Origin of the sequence: Chamaesiphon polymorphus CCALA 037 (genome assembly GCF_003003845.1) — a bacterium.
GTDB classification, from domain to species: domain Bacteria; phylum Cyanobacteriota; class Cyanobacteriia; order Cyanobacteriales; family Chamaesiphonaceae; genus Chamaesiphon; species Chamaesiphon polymorphus.
The window spans coordinates 1-20,165 of sequence record NZ_PVWO01000016.1; the positions used below are offsets into that span (position 1 = coordinate 1).

Sequence of the window (20,165 nt, forward strand, 5' to 3'; positions counted from 1 at the left end):
CCCGACGGGTTAGCGACCCAAATCACGCGGAGGTTCCCTCCGCATGTGTTTGGGTCAAGACAGCAAATCAAGACAGCGGGGAGCGGGGAGTTGGGAGTGTGAAATAGTAACCTAACTTGCGCCGCCTAGTACTAGTCGATTGTCTTTGTCGTATAAAATTCGCGTTCGATTAATTTAATCGATAGGACTAGTTCTGCTAAGACTCGCTGAAATGCGTAGTAAATACCATGCCAGCCATCCAGAATTCCACCTTTATAAATTAGGCAATAGACTAAAACCAGCACGGGAGCTATAAATTTAGCGAGTCTAATTTTATCTACCAAACTTAGCTGTACTGGTGGTGTATCGATCAGCTTTTTCATTTCTAAGTCTGCATATTTAATTTGCGAATTAAACCATCTATTTACAGGCTTGCGATCGTCATGATAGATGTGTTCTTGTAGCGTACCTGTCGAGCCTTGATTTACTAATAATTGAGTATGACCATCATCGGCATAAGTACATGCTTCCTTTCGGAATAGTGCTTGACGTGGCGGTAGAATGGCTCTCTGCAAGGGCTTGCCAAAGACACAATACTTGAATGGGATAAAATAACCGTCGATCGAGTTATTATTTAAAGCTGAAATCTCATCAACTAGTCGATCGGGAATGCCATAGTCAGCATCGAGTGAAAGTACCCACTCCGAAGTAACTCGTTCTACTCCATAGTTCCATTGGATCGCATGAGTATCAAAAGCGCGTTGGAAAACCTTGACTCGTGGGTAAGATTTAAGAATATCTATGGTTTCATCATTACTATAGCTGTCGATAACTACGATCTCTTGTGCCCACGATAATTTCTCGAGAGTTCGAGCTATATTGGGTGCTTCATTATAAGTAAGGATTAATGGAGTAACTTTGTCTAACATTTATGGCTATAAATAATGATTTACGGTAAATCCGAGCGTCAAAGTGAGGGGAAGGGTAATTCATAAATTACCCTTCCCCTCGCTATTAGTGACAGCTTGTCACGCAAAATTGCAATGCCTAAGATCGAGCTTGACGGTATTCCCGATTGAGGTGGGCGATAGCTGCTAACGAAATTTCTTTGGGACATACCGCCGCACAGGAGCCAGTGTTGCTACAACTACCAAAACCTTCTTTGTCCATCTGCGCCACCATATTGAGAACGCGGCGTTGTCGTTCTGGTTGCCCTTGTGGCAAGAGTGATAAGTGGGAGACTTTTGCTGCGACAAATAGCATCGCCGAGCTATTTTTACAAGCTGCGACACAGGCTCCGCAACCGATGCACATCGCATCGGCAAAAGCAGCATCGGCGATATCTTTGGCAATCGGTGTCGCGTTGGCATCGACAGCATTACCAGTGTTGACGGAGATATAGCCACCAGATTGAATGATGCGATCGAATGCCGATCGATCGACCATTAAGTCTTTAATTACAGGAAAAGCATTCGCCCGCCAGGGTTCGACTGTAATAGTATCGCCATCCCGATAAGAGCGCATATAATGCTGGCAGGTGGTACTAGCTCGATCGCCACCATGGGGACGACCGTTGATATACATGGCACAGGAGCCGCAAATCCCTTCATGACAATCACGATCGAAGGCGATCGGGTCTTCCCCTGCGATAATTAGGTTTTGGTTGAGTAAATCGATCGTCTCTAAAAAAGACATGTCTGGCGAGACATCGGCGAGCTGGTAAGTGACAAATCGCCCGCCAGTCTGGGCTGAAGCTTGTCGCCAAATTTTGAGGGTAAGTTTCATTTGTAAGAACGTTGACTCAACTGTGCTAGCTCGAATTTTAACCGTTCTGGGTGAAACTGCCATCGAAGATCTGGCAAATATTCCCAGGCGGCAACGTGAGCGTATTCCTCATCGTTACGGAGGGCTTCACCCATCTCGGTTTGGAATTCTGCACGGAAATGACAGCCGCAGCTCTCCTGACGGTGGAGGGCATCGATACACATCAATTCGCCTAGCTCTAGAAAATCAGCGACGCGTTGTGCCAGATCTAATTCGGGATTGAGCGCATCGACAGTACCCGGAATTTTGACATCTTGCCAAAACTCCGCTCGTAAAGCCTGAATTTCGAGAATCGCTGATTCTAATCCCGCCGCCGTTCGGACGATGCCACAATCCGCCCACATAATTTGACCCAAACGGCGATGAAAGCTAGTGACTGTTTGTTTTCCCCGAATATCGACCAGCCGCTCCAGTCTGGCTCTGACTGCGGCTTGTGTTTGGATAAACTCCGGTCGGTCGATCGAGATCGGGGGCGTATTGAGATCGTCGGCTAAATAGTTGCTAATCGTCGCTGGAATCGTGAAATAACCATCCGCCAAACCCTGCATTAAGGCCGAAGCACCGAGCCGATTGGCACCATGTTCGCTAAAGTTGGCTTCTCCCAAACAATACAAACCAGGAATGGTGGTCATCAATTCATAGTCTACCCACAACCCGCCCATCGTATAATGCACCGCTGGATAAATCCGCATCGGCACCGTATAAGGATCTTCTCCCGTAATCTGGGCATACATCGCAAACAAATTGCCATACTTATTCTGGATCGTGGCGCGACCGAATCGATCGAGAGCATCAGCAAAATCGAGATATACCGCCCGTTGGGAATGACCGACCCCAAAACCAGCGTCGCACACTTCTTTGACCGCACGGGAGGCAATATCGCGGGGGACGAGGTTGCCATAGGCAGGATAGCGTCTTTCTAAAAAGTAGTCGCGTTCCGCTTCGGGAATTTCGGCAGCCGGACGGCGATCTCCTGCCGTTTTTGGCACCCAAATCCGACCGTCGTTGCGTAAGCTCTCGGACATCAGCGTCAGTTTCGACTGATATTCGCCAGCAACGGGAATGCAGGTAGGGTGAATCTGGGTAAAGCAAGGATTGGCAAATAATGCACCTTGCTTGTGGGCTTTCCAACTCGCACTGACGTTACTACCGATCGCATTGGTAGATAGATAAAATACATTACTATATCCGCCCGAACAGAGCAGCACCGCATGACCGAAATGTCGCTCTAGTTCGCCAGTGACTAAGTTGCGGGCGATAATCCCCCGCGCCTTGCCATCGATCTGGACGATATCGAGCATTTCGTGACGGGTATACATGACGATCTTACCCAGCGCGACTTGGCGTTCGAGAGCTTGATAGGCACCTAATAATAGTTGTTGTCCCGTCTGTCCCGCTGCGTAGAAGGTGCGCTGAACTTGGGTACCACCGAAGGATCGATTGCTGAGCATTCCGCCATATTCGCGGGCAAACGGCACGCCTTGAGCGACGCAATGATCGATAATTTGGCTGCTAATTGTCGCTAATCGATAAACATTAGCTTCTCGCGATCGATAGTCACCACCCTTGATCGTATCGATAAACAGCCGCCGGACGGAATCGCCATCGTTTTGATAATTCTTAGCTGCATTAATCCCCCCTTGAGCGGCAATACTATGGGCGCGGCGGGGGGAATCTTGGAAACAAAAAGCTTTGACTCGATAACCCTGTTCTGCCAGCGTAGCCGCTGCGGAAGCTCCAGCCAGTCCGGTACCGATAATAATAATTTCTAGTTTACTTTTATTAGCAGGGCTAATCAGACGGGTATTTTCTTGGTAAGTCTGCCACTGTTGGGCTACAGGCACCGCTGGAATTTTAGAATTAAGCATGGCTGCCGATAAACAGGGAAATTGGGATGCTAGCCAAACCTAATGGTACTGTAATGGCAAAACTAATGCCTAATGGCGACAAAATTTTGAGATATCGCTCTGTCAGACCCATCGTAATGCACAGACTGCGCCAGCCGTGGAGTAGATGAGCCGATAGTGCAACACAACCCAGTAGATAGATTCCGATGACCCAACCGTGGCTCATGGTGTCTCTTACCAGTCGGTAAAGGTCTGGATCGCCAGCACCGATCGCGTTAGGCAGCCAGAATTGGTATAGATGCAGGAGTAAGAAGACTAAAATTATCCCACCCAGTAGACCCATCGATCGAGCCGGATCGAACGACCAGCCAGGACTGACAGCATAAGGGGTGCTCCGTTTCGATCTATTGTCGATACTCACTGATATCCCTTGCCAGATATGGACGATCGAGCTACCAAATACTAATATTTCCAAGCCGTGCAACAGCCAATTATGACGAAGCAGCTCGGCGGTACGATCGAATAACCGACCGCCATCATTCACAAACAAGGTAGCGTTAAGAGCGAGATGGACGAGTAAAAAAGCCATTAAAAATAGCCCAGTACCAGCCATGATGACTTTGCGACCGATCGAAGATGAGAAAAAGTTACTTGACTGCATGTCGATCTTTAGCTCGTTGATAAACCAGACTCTAGCTTTTTGAGCATTCCTAAAGCTCGGTGTCCTACTATAAAATTATACTTTGAAAAAGTTTATCTTTCTACTCGTAAATATCCGCACGATCGCCCAACTAATTAAAAAACCAGATATTGAAAATACTAATTGACTGACGATCGTTATTTGAGCACCAAATTCAGGAAACTTCTTGAATGTTAATGTCTCGGAAAAATTAACAATTAAGTGATGCAGGAGATAGATCCCAAATGAAGCTTGACTGAGATCTAATAATAGCTTCTGCCAGAACTCACTGACCCAGGTAGAGGGGAAGTTAATTGCCAACACCAACAACAAACAGCCATAAATAGGTTCGTTAAGAACGAACGGAAATATACTCCGCCCTACCGTAATTACCATTACAAAAGCAAGTAGTAACAATACATAGTTACGATTCGATATCGGCGATCGCTGTGGATATCGAGCCATCCAGGCATGGATACTTCTGGCGAAGAAGATATACGGCAGACAAATGATTATAAACCAACCCTGCATTACTAAGAATTTTAGTAACGGCTGTAAATTAGATATTTGTAACGAGTAAAATACTACGTGCAACCTCACAAACGCCATGCTAAAATTAACGCTGTATTGTAAGGCAAGGTTGTAGATAGCCAAACTAGCTAAAAATAACAAGATCGATGTTTTTAAATTAGTTTTGAATCGATCGATGGCGATCGCAAATAAGTTACCTGTAAATAGTAGCGGCAGAAAATACAAGTGAACCGCAGCCGAACCATAAAATATGACTGCGACTGGATCTTGAAAGAGATTGCCGAATGCCAGCGACTTGCTAGCCATCGATTCTTTGATTATCCGTGCGGATAGGTAAACTAAAGTCCAAACTACATAAGGCAGTAACAACCGACTAAACCTAGTAGAGATCGCCTTGGATAAGGTAACTTTTTTTTCAGGATTGACAAGCAAGTAAAATGAAGCTGCTAAGAAAAAAGGTAACGAAAACCTGAAAAATTCTTGTGCTTTCTGTGCCAAGTCACTGTAGGGAGCATAATCACCTGAGTGGATCAGCACGATCCCATAAGTGGCAATGACTCGTGCTAAATCTAAACCCCATTGCCTCGATCTATTTTCCATTTTTCCACCTCAATTATTTAACCTAAGTTGCTGGTACTCTACGGCATAAATCTAGTTACTATTTTGGCGGGGAGCGGGGCAAGAAATAATAGCTTAATTTCTGCCGTCTAGTGCTAGTTAGTATCGCAGTGGCTAAAACTACTTCTTAAACTGAAAAATACAGCTAATTTATTACCGATCGACGATCTTTTTGACCGATCGCCAGATTTGTGTAGGAACTTAGCAAGTAACAACTGAGATTATTGATGCGCGCGAGCGGCGATCTCCGATCGCGAAACGGCATTATTAGTAACGAGATCTCGATAAACTTGAATTAACTCTCCAGCAATCCGATCCCAATTAAAGTGTTCGAGTGTAAACTGGCGCGCGTGAGTGCCGATCGATTTAGCGCGATCGAGATCGTCTAAGCAGCAATCGAGGACATTAGCAATCGATTCAATATCTAAATCGGCAACGAAACCGAGGCTATTATCGCTCACAATTGTTGCTAAACCAACCCCTGGGGTAACTAACACTGGCGTACCGACAGCTAATGCTTCTAGAACAGAAATGCCAAAGTTTTCCGAGTGTGAGGTTAACGCAAATAAATTAGCTCCTTGAATTAATACATCTTTGCGTTCTCCTTCCACAAACCCGACCATCCGCGTCCGCTGTTCGATTCCAGATGTAACTAGTAATGCCTGAATTTCTGCTTCATAAGCTGGGGTACCATTACCAGCAATGACAAAGGTAAACCGCCGATCTCTGAGCCGACCGAGGGCAGGAATCAGATATTCTAATCCTTTTTTGTAATGCAGTCGAGATAAAAATAGAATAATCGGTTCGTCTGGGGCACAATTCAAACTTTGACGCAGGCGCGTTGCCGCATCGGGGATCTGGACAGGGGTATCTGTCAAAGCTAGTGGCAGGACGAATGTGGGCGATTTAAAGCCTAGCGTTGCCACATCCTCGCGCTCTTGCTGACAAGTGACGTGGATCGATCGAGCACCATCGAGATTGGCGCGTTCGATTAACTTGAGATAAGTTTGCTTTTTCTGTACGCTTTGCTGGAGCGACCATTCACACAGCAATCCATGTGGCGTAGTGATATACGGAATCCCTCTGAATCGCGCGATCGCCATGGCGACTGTCGAAGTATAGGAAAATAGGGCATGAACGTGGATGGCCTCATACTCGCCTATATGTTGGAATAGCCAAGTAGTAAACGATCCCGAAAAGGCAAATTCTCTCAATGCGCTTATCTGCGGTGAGAACCGCGCAAAAAAGTAGGTCGGTATGCTGTCGTAGAGAGTAGATTTACCGCCTAACGGTACATCCAGAAGACCGTCACCATCATCGTTAGTCGTGGCAATTTCGGCATCGATCCCCCGATCGCGCAAAGCCCGCACCATATCGATAATGGCTCGGCTCGTTCCGCCTCGTGCGGGAGAAATCGAGGGGATGACATGTAAAATTTTCACTGATATACTCCAGACTGCTCCATCTGTTCCGCTTCCACCCTCGCGTAGTAAGTCCGCACTCGATCGACTTCTAGTAAATATCCACCCATTACTAAATAAGTCAAAAATGCCATTAGCGAAAATGTAATATTTCCCAGTAAGAAAGGCTCAAAAATACTCCCAATTAGCAACGATCCCAATCCAGCCATTACCGCACTACTCTGGAAAAAGTAATATCGATTGCGATTGCCTAGCTGGTTGAGCTGCCAGATCATTTTGAGAGATTCCCAGCCCATCAACGTCATCGGAATAAATCCAACTAAGCCCAGGTTACCACCAGCAGCCAGCCAAGAGTTTTCGCCATAACCCATCCGCTCTCCATATAAGGGTGCCCCAAACACGATATTGTTGCTAAAATCATTTAACATATAGCCCCAGACCTCAGCCCGCGTATTATTAGTCGATGTAAAGCGTTCGCTTACCGAAGAACTAATCCCGAGCGATGAAGTTACTGTTTCTCCCCCTAAAAATGGCATCAATACTGTCGCTGATATCGCGATAAACAGTATCACTTTCAGCCAAGCTCCACCATTATTTCGATAAAATAACAAAATTGAAATCGCGCCCATTAATAGCCCGGTACGGGAGCCAGTCAACAACAAGAAATACATGGCAATAGCTAAAACTCCAATCCACAAGAATTTTAAATAATTCAATCTGGCAAAGCTTTGCACCATAAACATAAAACACGGAATTGTGGCTGCTAAAAACACGGCAGCATGTTGAGAGTTTCCCGTCGTACCCTGGAAGCGACCGTGGTGGAAAGTCACTGGAAAGGGGTTAATTATATATTGATAGGTATTGGCGAAGATAAAAATTAACCCTGCTATTGCCAGCGATCTAATTGCCAGTCTAAAATTATCATCATTTTCGAGCCATCGTCCTGGCCCTCTCAATAACATATAAATAATGCCACCAAATGTTAAGGCTGATATTACGGAAAATTCCAGACTACCGTATATTAATGTCTTGGCAAAAATTACAAATTGAACGTACATCAAATATTTCATCGCTGGCGGGCGGATCTCTCTGCGCCATGTCCCTTGGGCTTGTAGCGATAGCAAGACGAGGAGAACTAAAAAGACGATTGCTAACGGTCTACCATATTCACGAATTTGTTGGAGCGGAGGTAGTAGTGCTGGTGGTTCTGGAATCCATTGATCCCTAAATTTATTGAGCGATGCCGCAAAGCAACAAATACTAAACACCAGCCAGCTAGCAGGCCGAGAATTACTAGCTCTGAAAACCAACAACATCCCCAGGGCAACCCCAATGATACCAAAGGGAGTCGTGAGGAACCCAATGAGTTGACTGATAAAACCTTGATTCATACTTTATTTAGTTGTTTAGGAAAATTGAATTATTCTTAACATTATCCGAGGTCAAATATATGGCCAAACACTATATCCATTGCGATGGTTATTTTGAATGCGGATATCTTAGTTAAGATTCGATCGAGAAATCGATTTTAAAATCAAGATACTTACCGATTTTCTATCTTTGCTAAAATCGCTGTAGCAATTAGCTTTTGTCCCACCCGATTGGGGTGAATAAAATCTCGATAGGGATTGGCCCCCGCTTGCATCGATTTCCGAAAATAAGGCTCTAGAGATACGACATCGATTCCCAATTTCTCGCAGGTCTCTTTGATTTTTTGATTTCCTCCGTTGGCACGACCGCTAACAATTTCCGGTTGTTCGTAATGCTGAAATACTAAAACATCAGTCGAATTACTTTTTGCCAATTCGAGAAAACTGCTCAAATCGCCAAGACCTTTCTCTTCTGCTTCTTTTTCTTTGTCTTTTTTAGGTGCGGGCAATTGAAAAGCTTCAATGACAGTAGTACCGCCAGCCATTTTAGACATATAGTTATCAAAATATTTTTCAATCCCTTCAGTTAGAGCTGAAGCTGGATTATCTGTTGGGTGAGTGTCCTTATTTAAAGATGCGAATGTGGGATTGTCAACATAATCGTGACTTGAGAGCACCAGCACGACCAGATCGGGATCGAAAAACCCATATTCCTGAGCGTAAGCCAGCCAATTTCCCGGCCCCCAGCTACCTGCGGAAATATTGCCGACAATGACCTTTTTGCCTAGTTTTTTAGCAAGTTGCTCCTGTACTATGCTAGTAGCCAATTCTGCTTGGTCGGTAAGACTGCCGCCATTAATCACCGAATCGCCAAACACCATAATTCTAAATTCATTACTACCTTTCTTTTTGTCAAAAGGTACAGATCGCATTCCATACTGATTGGTGACAAAGTGATGGCCGTATCGATACACATCTCGATCGGGCTTGTACATGTATTCGATCGTCGGATGTGCGACTGACAGCGGGGGCGTGCCCAGCCCGAGATAATAGCGTGCAAAGATTTCTCCGCTGGCGATCGCCAAAACAGCCGCGATCGTCGCTCGCACGAGCAACTTATTTTTTAAAATGCTTCGGAGTGGATGCTGTTTTTTGATGCGCATGATTTAGTTAGTACCATCGAGAGTGGATGGACTGATTTAGGACTCGACGGCTGTTTGGAGTAAAGCGTGCCATCGATCGACCCAAATATTGGTAGCATAGGGTGCCGCTAGCTCCTGAGCGCGTTTCCCCCATACAGGCAAATCGTCATAACGCTGATGGAGCGAGATGAGAGCCTTGGTGAGGCTGACGGTATTTTCTTCCGCAATTACCAGACCGTTGTACCATGGCCGAACGACTTCCACACCAGAGCCGCACGCGTCGGTGCAAATAATTGGCAACCCAGCAGCAGCGGCTTCTACAATTGCTAATGGCCACGGATCGAAGCGGCTGGGCAGGATGAATGCGCCTGCCGATTGCCATACGGGTTGCATCTCGTCGGGCTGTAAAAAGCCGCGATCGATAATTCCTGGCTCTCCAGTGAGTTGGGATTTAAGTTCGCCTTGGCCGCAACAGACTAGTTCCCACGGCTGCTCTACTTGCTGGCGATACTCCCGATAAGCCTGAATCAGGATATCGATGGCTTTGATGGGAATATAACGACCGATAAACAGAAACGATCGCGGCCAGTCTGTTTGCGATCTTTGTGCCCACAATGGTACCCAACTATGATAGTCGATGCCATACAGCCCACGATCGATCCGATCGGCGGCAATTCCCAATCGTTTGGCATATTGCCAACTGCGCTCGCCAGTAACTACGACTCGATTCATCCGCTGGAGGTAAGATTTCAGTACTAGTGGTGCCAGTCGTTGTCGCCAACTATCCTTCCACGGTGTATCCATCCCCATTACGAAGGCCGTATCTTGTAATTTACTGACAGATACCAACTTGCAGTAGGGTTGATGCAGCCAACCACAAGTCACAATTACATCTGGATGTTGCGATAACACGAGTTGCTCGATCGCCTTTGAATCTTGTCGCTCCTGAAGATCGAGCAATCGACAGGGAATATCTGCCATCAATCGATCTCCAAAAGCAGTTTCTGTCAATGCTTGAAAGGCAATTACAAAAACATCTACCTCTGCGGATGCTTTGAGCGCGCGCCAGCAGGCCGCCATGTAACCAGAAATATCCGACCAGCAAAAGACAACCTTGAGTTTCATATCGATCGGCAATAGAGAGTGAAATTAGCTGTCATAGATCGGCCCAACCGGAGTGACAAGCTTATTTGTGGCATTGGATTCCTAATTCATTTTGCCATCGTTGGGGATCTTCTAGCTCCGAAAATTCGGCAATGCCAGAGTCGCCCAATTCGGCACGACGGATATCTTGAAAGCCAGCAGCACTAAGTTCGCGAGCTAGTGATTTGTAGTCCCACATCCACAGATGTTGACTGCCACCGAGCCATTCTTTTAAAAAGCCCCGCAGATCTCGTTGTCGATGTTCAATGCCCATCCAAGTCACACGCATAAATTCTAGCGCGGCATCTGGATCGGTGGAACTCAGGTATTGTCGCGACATAAATTCCAGATCCGGCAAGACAAATCGGAAGATCCCCCCAGGTTGGAGATGTCTATAACAATTGCGCAGTGCTTGCCGCAATTCATCTAGAGTTAGATGCTCCAATACGTGAGAACAATACAGCAATTGCACGCTCTCATCGGGAATGGGTAGTCCTTTGACAATATTTCCATACTTGACATTGGCGGGAAAGCGGCCGAATTCTCCTGCCGGGACGAGCGGGCCGACTACGGGGAGTTTTTGCAGGCGCAGTGTCGGACTGGCATCAAAGTTCTGCCATTGGGTGGGAGCGCATAATCCGCAGCCAAATTGAACCATTTGACCGGGGAGCAGCGACTGGGGGGGATTTTGTTCGGTAATTAGCATTAGGCAAAGGTATTAAATGCAGTAACTAAACGATCGACACAACTAGACCAAGTGTATATTGCTGCGTGTTGGTGACCTCTGTGAATATATTCTGCCCTGAACTGGGAATTTCGATCTAGCTCCACGAGCAACTCGACAACCGCAGCGGTTGCCGTCGGCTCGACAATCAGCCCTGCATCGCCAACAATTTCTGGCAACGAGGCTCGATTGGATACTACAGACGGAATTCCGGCTGCCATGGCTTCTAGAGCCGGAATGCCAAACCCTTCATAGGGTGACAGAAACAGCAATGATGAAGCACAGCGTAATAAGCGCGGCAAGTCTCGATCGGAGACCATGCCTAACAAGGTAATATTGTCATAATCCCGAGCGGCTGCAATATAAAGATCTTCAGACGCACCAGCAACCACAATCTGTAAGTCGCTGTTCTGGTTCTGGAGTAATTTCGCCACGGCTAAGACATCATCGGCACCCTTTTTCTGACGCAATCCACCCACAATGATGATATATGGTGACTCATGGGGTCGATCGAGACTAGCCGGATCGATCGTGGCGATCTCAAAGAAGGAGGGATCGACACCATTACCAATCACCTCGATCTTGCGAGGATCTGCGCCTAAGAGATCGACCATGCGCTGTTTAGAAAACTCCGAAACCGTAAACACGACGCGACAATCGGTCAGAGCTTTGCGCACCCACTGTCCCCATTTATACGCAAACCAACGATGTTGCCAGGTTTTCGACCATGGCAAGTTAGGCTCGAAGGCTTGAATATCGTGTAGCGTCACCGCCACTGGGCACTTCGTAACCGGGATATAAGTTTGCATGGGTGCGTACAGCCAATCTGTATCATCGGCAATGTAGCGATCCATCCGGGGAAATCCCCATAATTTCCAATTGCGCTCGGTAGCATTCTCCGCAGCCGGAAATGTGATAAATGGCAACGGCGACAATGGGGAAAGTGGATTTAATTGTTTTTGCTGCAACCACTGTTGCGAAAATAGTAATTTGAGGGAGATTTCATCGCGATGATTCAGTCCCAACAAGATCTGATTGATGTGTTTACCGATTCCCGTACATGGAACGTAAGTACTGACCGGATGAATATAAGAAATAATATTCACACTCGGTTCCTAGAAATTGTATTCATGTTCGTAAAATTTCAGTAGGCGATTGAGTAAAAAGTATCTTGGGCCTTGTTCGATCCGCACTAATAAGGATTGAAATAAACTTAGGGGTGGCTTTTTGGCATGAGGCTTCTGCTTCCAAGCTTCTAGTTCTCGGCCATGAGAAATATACTCTTTTTCGCCTTCGCCGATATTTGTATTGTAATTATAATTCCACTTGGGATCGATAATCTGCACGATCGGTGAGTTTTTTGCTAGGTTAATGACATGACCATTTTCATATAGACATCGATCGGATTTTGGCAGCAATGAATTGGGGACATCCGCTCTGAGCAAGAGATTTTTGAAGAACTTAATCGCTTGCGGGCTATTGACAACTATAATTACACCTGAATTAAAGTTACCGGAAGATTCTACACTCATGTAGACAAATTTATCTTGACAAAAAACAGAGTCAATAGGTGGAGTGTACTCACGAATTAACGCATCTGCATCCACAAAGAAAACATTTTGATATCCTTTTTCTAAGGCTCTAAGAATAATTGCCACTTTGAGCCAAGCGGAATTAGTACCAGATATACCACTAGGTGGAGATTTGGTAAATGCGCGATAATCATAGTTTTGCAGATCGGCATACTTTTGATGGCTGTCGAGACAAGCTTGAAATATCTTATCGTAGCCATTGGTGGCGATCGAAAACATAAAAACTGATGATTTTGCTGGAGACATATCGTTTGGATAATATTTATTTGCAATTAATTAATCTTTACTGGGATCGCTATCTAGCTAACTCTACTCGATCGACAGTTGTCTAAAAGCTCGATCGCGATCGAGTCGATCGATTATATTTTGCCAAGTGCGCCTCTAATCGACTCTTTGTAAAATGGGATAAAGTGATGTTTGTTCAAGGCTTCTAAGTAGACTTTTCTAGATAATACTCGCTCGCAGTCATGACGAGATTTTTGAATTTTCAAGCATGAATTGACTAACCAGTTAAAGCCATGACTTATCGAAAAATTGTTTTCCCAGACCGATCGCGCTTTTTGCCCCATTATCAGAGCTTTTGGCTCCAATGCTTCCAAAATTTCTGGGATTAATTTAATATCTCGTTCGGGAATTCTAACCGAAAACTCTGGCCAATCAACATCTTCTGCTAGCTCATTCTCTTGCCACTCGTCTGAAATAATCACGGGCACTCTACTAGCTCTCATCGTTTCAAAGACTCTAATTGTTGAGGCTGCTACACCTCTAGGACAAAGCACGAACTTACTACAGATCGAGACTTCAGTAAAAAGATCGGGTGAAAAATCTTGATAAGTATTTTTCAAATATGCTCTTGGATGAATTAAACTTAGCACTTCACCACGCACGCTCGGATAGGTGTTTACATCCCCCATAAAACTAAATAGATATTTGTAATCTGAGAACAGAGCGTTAGCTTTTTCTAAATCGAAACAACCATGGTTGTAAGGATAAAATAAGTATTTGTAAATTGGATATTGTTGTAAATAGAAGGGAATAGTTGCATATAATCCAGGGATGCGTGGAATGGTGCGATCGTTAAAATCGACAACCACAGATTTTTCTGGATACTTTTTAAAAATTTCAGAACTGTAAATTCCTGAATGATAGATTCGGCGATCGCAAATAAAGATAATTAGATCTGCTGTTTCCGGACAATCTACAACCTGATGTTGTTTGACAAGATCTCGCTCTGCCAAATGTACGATGCGATCGAAGTTATCTAAAGCCCTGGGATTGTAATTTGTTACCTTACAGGTCGTTGTTAAAAAAATAGCAGCCATAATTCAGAAATTATCCTCTTACTAAAAAAGTTTTTAAATTTTCTGAAAAAATCATGATATTATCTAGCTTGTGGCTTTTGCAAATGGTAAAAACTATTTATTTTCCGTTGAGATATTAAGATTGTAATCAATAATTTAGGGAGACTAACAACTATTAACTTCACATAAATTGAGATCGACGCTAAATAGTTTCGATCCTTGGTAAAAAATGAAAGCAATAAAAACTTTTGCGGGAAGAAATTTTCCCACTTATAACCTGCCCAATGGATTAAAATTACCTGCTTTTTATGGTCGATACCACCATAATCCCAAAGATAATATTTACCATCTTGATGATAAACATGTCCCGGTTGTCTTGCCCAACCATTTTGACAAGTGTTACCCATAACTTCAGCAAAATGTCCGCAAACTATCGGTTTGAGATCGCAACAATAATTGATAAATGCCTGATCGGTATTGCGCGGATTGAGTTGTTCGCGAATTTTCAAAGCATCTGCGGCCAGTTTTTCAAATTCCTCGATCGAGAATAGCTCTTTGCGAGCCGCCCATCGACCGGAATTGAAGCCGCGTCCTTTGCCCTGTCTCAATAACTGCTGCCGAAATTCGCCTGGTTCGTAGACTTGATCGAGCGCGCAGTCGTAATGCAAAAAATCAAAATTAAATCGATCGAGTGCCATAATTAAGGGCGTCAGATCGCTCAAAATCACTTGCCGCACGTCTAAATACATGAATCGATCGCACGGCCCCCAAAAAGCCGCATAGCGTCTAAACCAGTATGGCCCCGTGGGTGTATGACCGAGTTCAAAAGCTTGTCCGATAGCTTCCAATCGATCGAATGATGGATCTATATAAACTTCAAAATTATATTCTTCTTTAAGCTGCAATAGCCGCTCGCATCGATCGTTAAAGGGAATGAGAATGAGCCGTAAGTCTGGATTGAATTGTCGGAAGCTATTTAAAAACGCGATCGCCCAGTCATAGACAACATCATTAGCTGAGAAATAAACACCAATTTTTAAATCTGAAGACACGATATTTCTATGTTAAATAGTAAGCTTACAATTAATTATTTTCGATCGGCAGATCTAGCGAATTACTCAGTCGTGCTAACAACCGCTGGGTAAAAGTAGCTTTATCGTGCAGATCGAGATGAGAGGTGTCGGGTAATTTAAAAGTCGATAACTCGGGATAGTCAGCAAAATGTATGGATTTGACATTAAGCTGCTTCATCCCCGGCTGCCAATATCGCTCTTGTGGGTAAATTTTACGCTCGAACTGCCACAGCTCTTCAGATACTGGTAACCTCACAAAAATAACTTTACCACCGCGACGTTGAAATTTGGCGATCGGTTGTTGCCAATGCTGCGTTGTCGCAAACCAGGTGTCAAATGTTGGTAATCGATTCGACTCTGTCAGATTTTTGGGAATGCGACTTTCGGCTAGTGCTTTGAGTGCTTGAGGCTGCGCGCGAGCATAATCTGTTAGTTGTTGTCGATCGTTTAAAGTTTTAGTATAAAAAGGTACTGGAAGTTTGCGCTCGGCGATTAAATTACCCCACAACCGGAACGAGCTACTTTGAGGGTTTAAAAACACGAAAGTACTCTGAAGCCAGCTCGACATGCTACGATTTAGCTGCCGATTCATCGAAAAATTATGGTGGCAATGTTTGACAGAAGTTGCTTGACCTTTATCTTGAAAAGCTAAAGTTGCTTCGGTTTCATCGATAACTACAGTTCCTTTGTAGTTGGTGTTCTCAACAATGTCTTTGAATACCGGGTAAGAAGTACCTAAGCCAGATTGAGCTAAAATTAGAGCTTGACGATCGGGGTATTGTTGGGTAAAAGTGGTTAGATCTATTCCAGTTTGCATTCGCGACGCACCCAAGAAAATCACATCTTTACTGCCTAAATTAGGCACTCGTCCATATACGCTACAAAACAAATCGGCATCATCAACAATCGACGGCTGATGTTTGGCAGCATACAGTAGTGTTTCATTAAGAACTAGAGCCACAATTAGCAGAATGGGGGTTAAGATACTAACTTTCGACCATGGAATAGTATTAATGAGTTTATCTCCTAAATCGTTGGTTTAGCCGCTGCGCTGGAGCCGCGACAGTTAGAACTGAAAGTAAATAAAAGAGCGATCCTCTCCAGGGAGAGTTGCAATCGCGTAGAGCATTCCCGCTAGGCTCACAGATATTACCCACCACGGCAATTTAGCCACAAACTCTTCGAGAGTGCGATCTTTTAATTGCCAATGGACGAATAGAATCGCGATCGTCATCCCGACCGCAGTCATAATTGCTTTACTATCTAGTAATAAAGTTGCCGATCGATTAGATACATTTAGCATTGCTGCGAGGATATTTATCGCTTGCTCGAAAGAACTAGCCCGAAAAAAGACCCATGTAAAGCAAACCAGAATAAAAGTGCCAAGTGCTAATAGCAGTCGCACCAATGGTTGTTGCCAAATTGAATAATGCCCGAGCGATTTACTCAACCAGCGTTCGCCAATCAGATACGAGCCATGCAATCCTCCCCACACGACGAATGTCCAAGAGGCTCCATGCCACAAACCGCCCAATAGCATTGTCAACATCAGATTGATTTGCGTGCGCGTTTGTCCTTTGCGATTCCCGCCTAATGGAATATAGAGATAATCTCGCAACCAAGTTGACAGCGAAATATGCCATCTTCGCCAAAAATCGGAAAATCCGATCGCGGCATAAGGAAACTGGAAATTTTTAGGCAACACAAAGCCCAAACAGAGCGCGATCCCGATCGAACAAGTCGAATATCCGGCAAAATCGCAAAAAACTTGCCCTGTAAATGCCAGCGTTCCACCCCAAGCCGAGCCAAAGTTAGGAATACCTTGAGCTGAAAATAAACTTTCGACAATTGGTGCTAGCACACCATCTGCCACCACAACTTTCTCAAATAAGCCCAGCACTGCGAGGATGAGTCCCCAAATAAAATTGCTAAATACAAATGGCTGTTTGCGATCGCATTGCTGGATAAAATCATCTGCCCTCAGAATTGGCCCAGCGACTAGATGTGGGAAAAAGGCTAGATAAAGAGCGTAGTCGAGAAGCGAGCAGGATGCCTTACTTTTGCCAAAATAGACATCGAGAATGTAAGATACGGTTTCAAACGTGTAGAAAGAGATCCTGATCGGTAAAATGATATCGAAGCGATCTGGATTATAATTAACGCCGATGGTATTTGCTAAGGCTGTGATATTCTCGACTAGGAAATTACCATACTTAAAAAAGCCTAGTAATCCAAAATTAATGGTCAAACTAACAATTAATAAGAATCGCTTGCTTACAGGTTGTATGGCTCGATCGATTAATCTAGCAGACCACCATCCTAGAACTGTCGAAAATAAAATGAGAATAATAAATGGTGGATTCCATGCTGCGTAGAAGAGATAGCTGGCTACGAGCAGAAATATTTTGCGAATATTCCAATGCGGTAATGTGTAGTAGATGACGGTAACAATGCAGAAGAATACCGCAAAGGTATAAGAGTTAAATAACATTAGGCAACATAACTAGCTTTAACTTACAATTCAATACTGTTACAGAAATCTTCTAAATTTTTGTAACTATTCTATTTGGGCGATTGTAAGCACTTAACTTATAACCCTTGACTAATATATAATCTAAAATCTTTTACAAATCTTCTGCTGCCCAAGTTTCAATGAAGCCAAACAAGACAACAACAGCACGACAACTTTTTTATCATAATTATGGATTTAATTATTTGACATTTCAGGTTCTTTTAAAGCTTGACAAGATCTTCATTACTGATTCTGCCCAGTAGGGCTTGAGTGTATTCACGAGTAGTGGGTAAGGAAAATTACCAACAATACAGTCATTCGGTGATAATTGACGAGCTTTAGAAAAGTAGTTTTGAGCCTCATCAATGAAGCCTTCTCTCAACACGACTCGCCCATAAGTCCAATAATTCTTAGCTAAAATTTTCTGAACTTCTGGCAGTAATGACCGACCTGTCTTTTGCTCGATTAATTTTTGTTCTCGCTCTAAAACTTCATAGTAATACATAGCACCCATTTCTGTATAGGCCGCTCGGGATAATCGCCGCTGGTCGTTATACTGTCGATATTTGTATACTAAGCAGGGATCGTAAACAAACTGTACGCCTGCAAGTACCAGTCGCAGATGCAGATCGTTTTCATGGCGATTGACTAAAAACGGATCGAAGCCACCAACCTCTAATAAATACTTGCGGTTGTGGAGCGGACAAGATGTCAGCGGACTATAAGACATGATTGCCGCAACTGGATCTAAATCTGAGGGTTGAGCCTGAGAAGGATATCCAGGAATAGTTTGGAGCTGAGAATCCGTCCAATCGACATCGCCATAAACAATGCTTTTACTGTCTAATGGCAATTGAACCGATCGAGCGACTTGTTTTTCGATACAATCGGGCAATAAGACGTCATCACTGTCTAAAAATTTAATATAATCACCAGTGGCTAATTCAAGTCCTTTATTCCTGGTTAACTGTACGCCTTGATTGATGGTCGATTCGATCTGGATTTTGCCACCAAAAGATTCAATAATTTCTAAGCTACGATCGGTTGAGCCATCATTGATGACAATTACTTCTAGATTGGAATATGTTTGCCCGAGCGCACTATCAATTGCCTCTTTAACAAACGTTTCTCCGTTATAGCAAGGAATAACGATCGATACTAATGGCATCATAAGAATATATCTTTACTAAGTTTTTAGTTTCCGTAACGCCATTTGCTATATAAATTCCAAGCCCAAGGATAACTATTGGCAAATCTATAGGCAACGCCCTGTCTATTCTTTTCAAAACCGATCGCTTTATCGATCGTTTCTTGTTTTCGCGTAGTATCTATGCTGGCTTTCTCGAAAATAGAATTGATGGCATCTGCTCGATCGAGCCAATTAAATTTCTGTTCTGCACAGGAGCGAGTAGTAGCTTTTAAATTGCGAATATTAGCAATCTGTCCGGCATAATCATCTAAAATTTCCGTGAAATTTTGAATGTTCGGCGAACATTGAGGCCAATAATAACCATCATTTCTACTCCACAGTCGATCGATCTCGATCCCTTTCCCAGTTTCGGGAATGATAAATTCATTCATCGGTGGATGATTGCAAGTGATCAGTGGTAGCCCGCAAGCTTGAGATTCAATTAATGGTAAACCAATACCCTCTAGTAAAGATGCATTTACAAATATATCGCCAAGATGGTATAGGCCAGGAGCTGGTACTGTCTTGCGAACATACTCAAGCAAGCCTTTTGATTCTAAGTCCTCGATAATCTGCTGGTGCTCTGGAAATGCCTTAATTAGATCTACTTGACTATGAACGATCAATTTTGCAGATCGTGACATATCTTTAAAAGCTTGGATGATAAAGTTTGTTCCTTTCCGCTTAGGATCGTAGCCACAAGAGTGAAAGAAGGTAACTTTATCTGAATTAACAGGCTCAAAGCTTTGAGGCTTAAATAGATTTATATCTGTTCCCCATGGCACGTAAAAAGCTTGAGGATGCCAGTCAAATGCTGCGTAATGTCTTTGCGTATTGCAGATCAAGAAATCGTAGACACTAAAGAAGGGGATAGTTTCTTCGGTATAATAATCGATGTAAGCACCAGTTTTGACTCCTAGTTCGAGACACCAACTGAGCGGTTCCCACCATTGTTGCTCGTTAAAGAAGACAATATCAATTTTTTTTTGTTTAATCCAGCTTTCAAAATCTTGACGATCGATCGCTGTTGGCACTGGTAAGTAACTTGGCTTTCCCCAAGTTACTTTCTCATCATCCCAGATCGGATCTCCTTGTCGATATTCGCCGACCCTAGCATAAATAAATACATCATGATTTTGGGCGAGGACTTGGCGATACTGACGAGAAACATATGCCGCTCCTCGCTCGAACCACATCGTAACGATTCCAATATTCACTTA

18 protein-coding genes are annotated in these 20,165 nt (G+C 44.0%); all 18 read right to left on the bottom strand.

Annotated features, from left to right (window positions below):
* Positions 1-131 precede the first annotated feature (131 nt).
* The 18 genes from C7B77_RS02390 to C7B77_RS02475 all read right to left on the bottom strand — a co-directional run bounded on the left by C7B77_RS02390 (position 132) and on the right by C7B77_RS02475 (position 20,162).
* Positions 132-908, bottom strand: coding sequence for a glycosyltransferase family 2 protein (locus C7B77_RS02390; RefSeq protein WP_106299953.1), 777 nt, complete (start codon positions 906-908; stop codon positions 132-134).
* A 118-nt stretch (positions 909-1,026) separates the two neighbouring features.
* Entirely contained in the window at positions 1,027-1,764 is a 738-nt protein-coding gene (locus C7B77_RS02395; protein ID WP_106299955.1) for a succinate dehydrogenase/fumarate reductase iron-sulfur subunit, read from the bottom strand.
* Positions 1,761-3,671 (bottom strand): fumarate reductase/succinate dehydrogenase flavoprotein subunit, encoded by a 1,911-nt coding sequence (locus C7B77_RS02400; protein ID WP_106299957.1) that lies wholly within the window; start codon positions 3,669-3,671, stop codon positions 1,761-1,763. The genes C7B77_RS02395 and C7B77_RS02400 overlap by 4 nt, the downstream gene beginning before the upstream one ends.
* Positions 3,664-4,311 (bottom strand): succinate dehydrogenase cytochrome b subunit, encoded by a 648-nt coding sequence (locus C7B77_RS02405; protein WP_106299959.1) that lies wholly within the window; start codon positions 4,309-4,311, stop codon positions 3,664-3,666. The genes C7B77_RS02400 and C7B77_RS02405 overlap by 8 nt, the downstream gene beginning before the upstream one ends.
* Positions 4,312-4,386: 75 nt before the next feature.
* Entirely contained in the window at positions 4,387-5,460 is a 1,074-nt protein-coding gene (locus tag C7B77_RS02410) for an acyltransferase family protein (RefSeq protein WP_106299961.1), read from the bottom strand.
* Between the two features lie 239 nt (positions 5,461-5,699).
* On the bottom strand, positions 5,700-6,920 hold the full coding sequence (locus tag C7B77_RS02415) for a glycosyltransferase (protein ID WP_106299963.1): 1,221 nt from the start codon (positions 6,918-6,920) through the stop codon (positions 5,700-5,702).
* Positions 6,917-8,290: an O-antigen ligase family protein gene (locus tag C7B77_RS02420; RefSeq protein ID WP_106299965.1), complete on the bottom strand. Its 1,374-nt coding sequence runs from the start codon at positions 8,288-8,290 to the stop codon at positions 6,917-6,919. Before C7B77_RS02420 ends, C7B77_RS02415 begins: the two co-directional genes overlap by 4 nt.
* A 152-nt stretch (positions 8,291-8,442) precedes the next feature.
* Positions 8,443-9,432 carry an SGNH/GDSL hydrolase family protein gene (locus C7B77_RS02425; protein WP_106299967.1) on the bottom strand — a complete coding sequence of 330 codons (990 nt, stop codon included), beginning with the start codon at positions 9,430-9,432 and terminating at the stop codon, positions 8,443-8,445.
* Positions 9,433-9,468: 36 nt separating this feature from the next.
* Entirely contained in the window at positions 9,469-10,536 is a 1,068-nt protein-coding gene (locus C7B77_RS02430; RefSeq protein ID WP_106299969.1) for a glycosyltransferase family 4 protein, read from the bottom strand.
* Between the two features lie 61 nt (positions 10,537-10,597).
* Complete coding sequence (locus C7B77_RS02435) at positions 10,598-11,260, bottom strand: class I SAM-dependent methyltransferase (RefSeq protein ID WP_106299970.1); 663 nt, start codon at positions 11,258-11,260, stop codon at positions 10,598-10,600.
* Positions 11,260-12,384: a glycosyltransferase family 4 protein gene (locus tag C7B77_RS02440; protein ID WP_106299972.1), complete on the bottom strand. Its 1,125-nt coding sequence runs from the start codon at positions 12,382-12,384 to the stop codon at positions 11,260-11,262. The genes C7B77_RS02435 and C7B77_RS02440 overlap by 1 nt, the downstream gene beginning before the upstream one ends.
* Before the next feature lie 9 nt (positions 12,385-12,393).
* Complete coding sequence (locus C7B77_RS02445) at positions 12,394-13,116, bottom strand: glycosyltransferase family 77 protein (RefSeq protein WP_146138153.1); 723 nt, start codon at positions 13,114-13,116, stop codon at positions 12,394-12,396.
* 113 nt (positions 13,117-13,229) lie between these two features.
* Positions 13,230-14,192, bottom strand: coding sequence for an exostosin domain-containing protein (locus C7B77_RS02450; RefSeq protein WP_106299976.1), 963 nt, complete (start codon positions 14,190-14,192; stop codon positions 13,230-13,232).
* A 59-nt stretch (positions 14,193-14,251) separates the two neighbouring features.
* The gene (locus C7B77_RS02455; RefSeq protein ID WP_245894006.1) at positions 14,252-15,223 is read right to left on the bottom strand and encodes a hypothetical protein; all 972 of its coding nucleotides are present in this window, start codon (positions 15,221-15,223) and stop codon (positions 14,252-14,254) included.
* 31 nt (positions 15,224-15,254) lie between these two features.
* Positions 15,255-16,205, bottom strand: coding sequence for a hypothetical protein (locus C7B77_RS02460; RefSeq protein WP_106299980.1), 951 nt, complete (start codon positions 16,203-16,205; stop codon positions 15,255-15,257).
* 105 nt (positions 16,206-16,310) lie between these two features.
* Positions 16,311-17,735 carry an MBOAT family O-acyltransferase gene (locus C7B77_RS02465; RefSeq protein WP_106299982.1) on the bottom strand — a complete coding sequence of 475 codons (1,425 nt, stop codon included), beginning with the start codon at positions 17,733-17,735 and terminating at the stop codon, positions 16,311-16,313.
* A 232-nt stretch (positions 17,736-17,967) separates the two neighbouring features.
* Positions 17,968-18,927 (bottom strand): glycosyltransferase family 2 protein, encoded by a 960-nt coding sequence (locus tag C7B77_RS02470; RefSeq protein ID WP_106299984.1) that lies wholly within the window; start codon positions 18,925-18,927, stop codon positions 17,968-17,970.
* A 23-nt stretch (positions 18,928-18,950) separates the two neighbouring features.
* Positions 18,951-20,162: a glycosyltransferase gene (locus C7B77_RS02475; RefSeq protein WP_106299986.1), complete on the bottom strand. Its 1,212-nt coding sequence runs from the start codon at positions 20,160-20,162 to the stop codon at positions 18,951-18,953.
* Positions 20,163-20,165 lie beyond the last annotated feature (3 nt).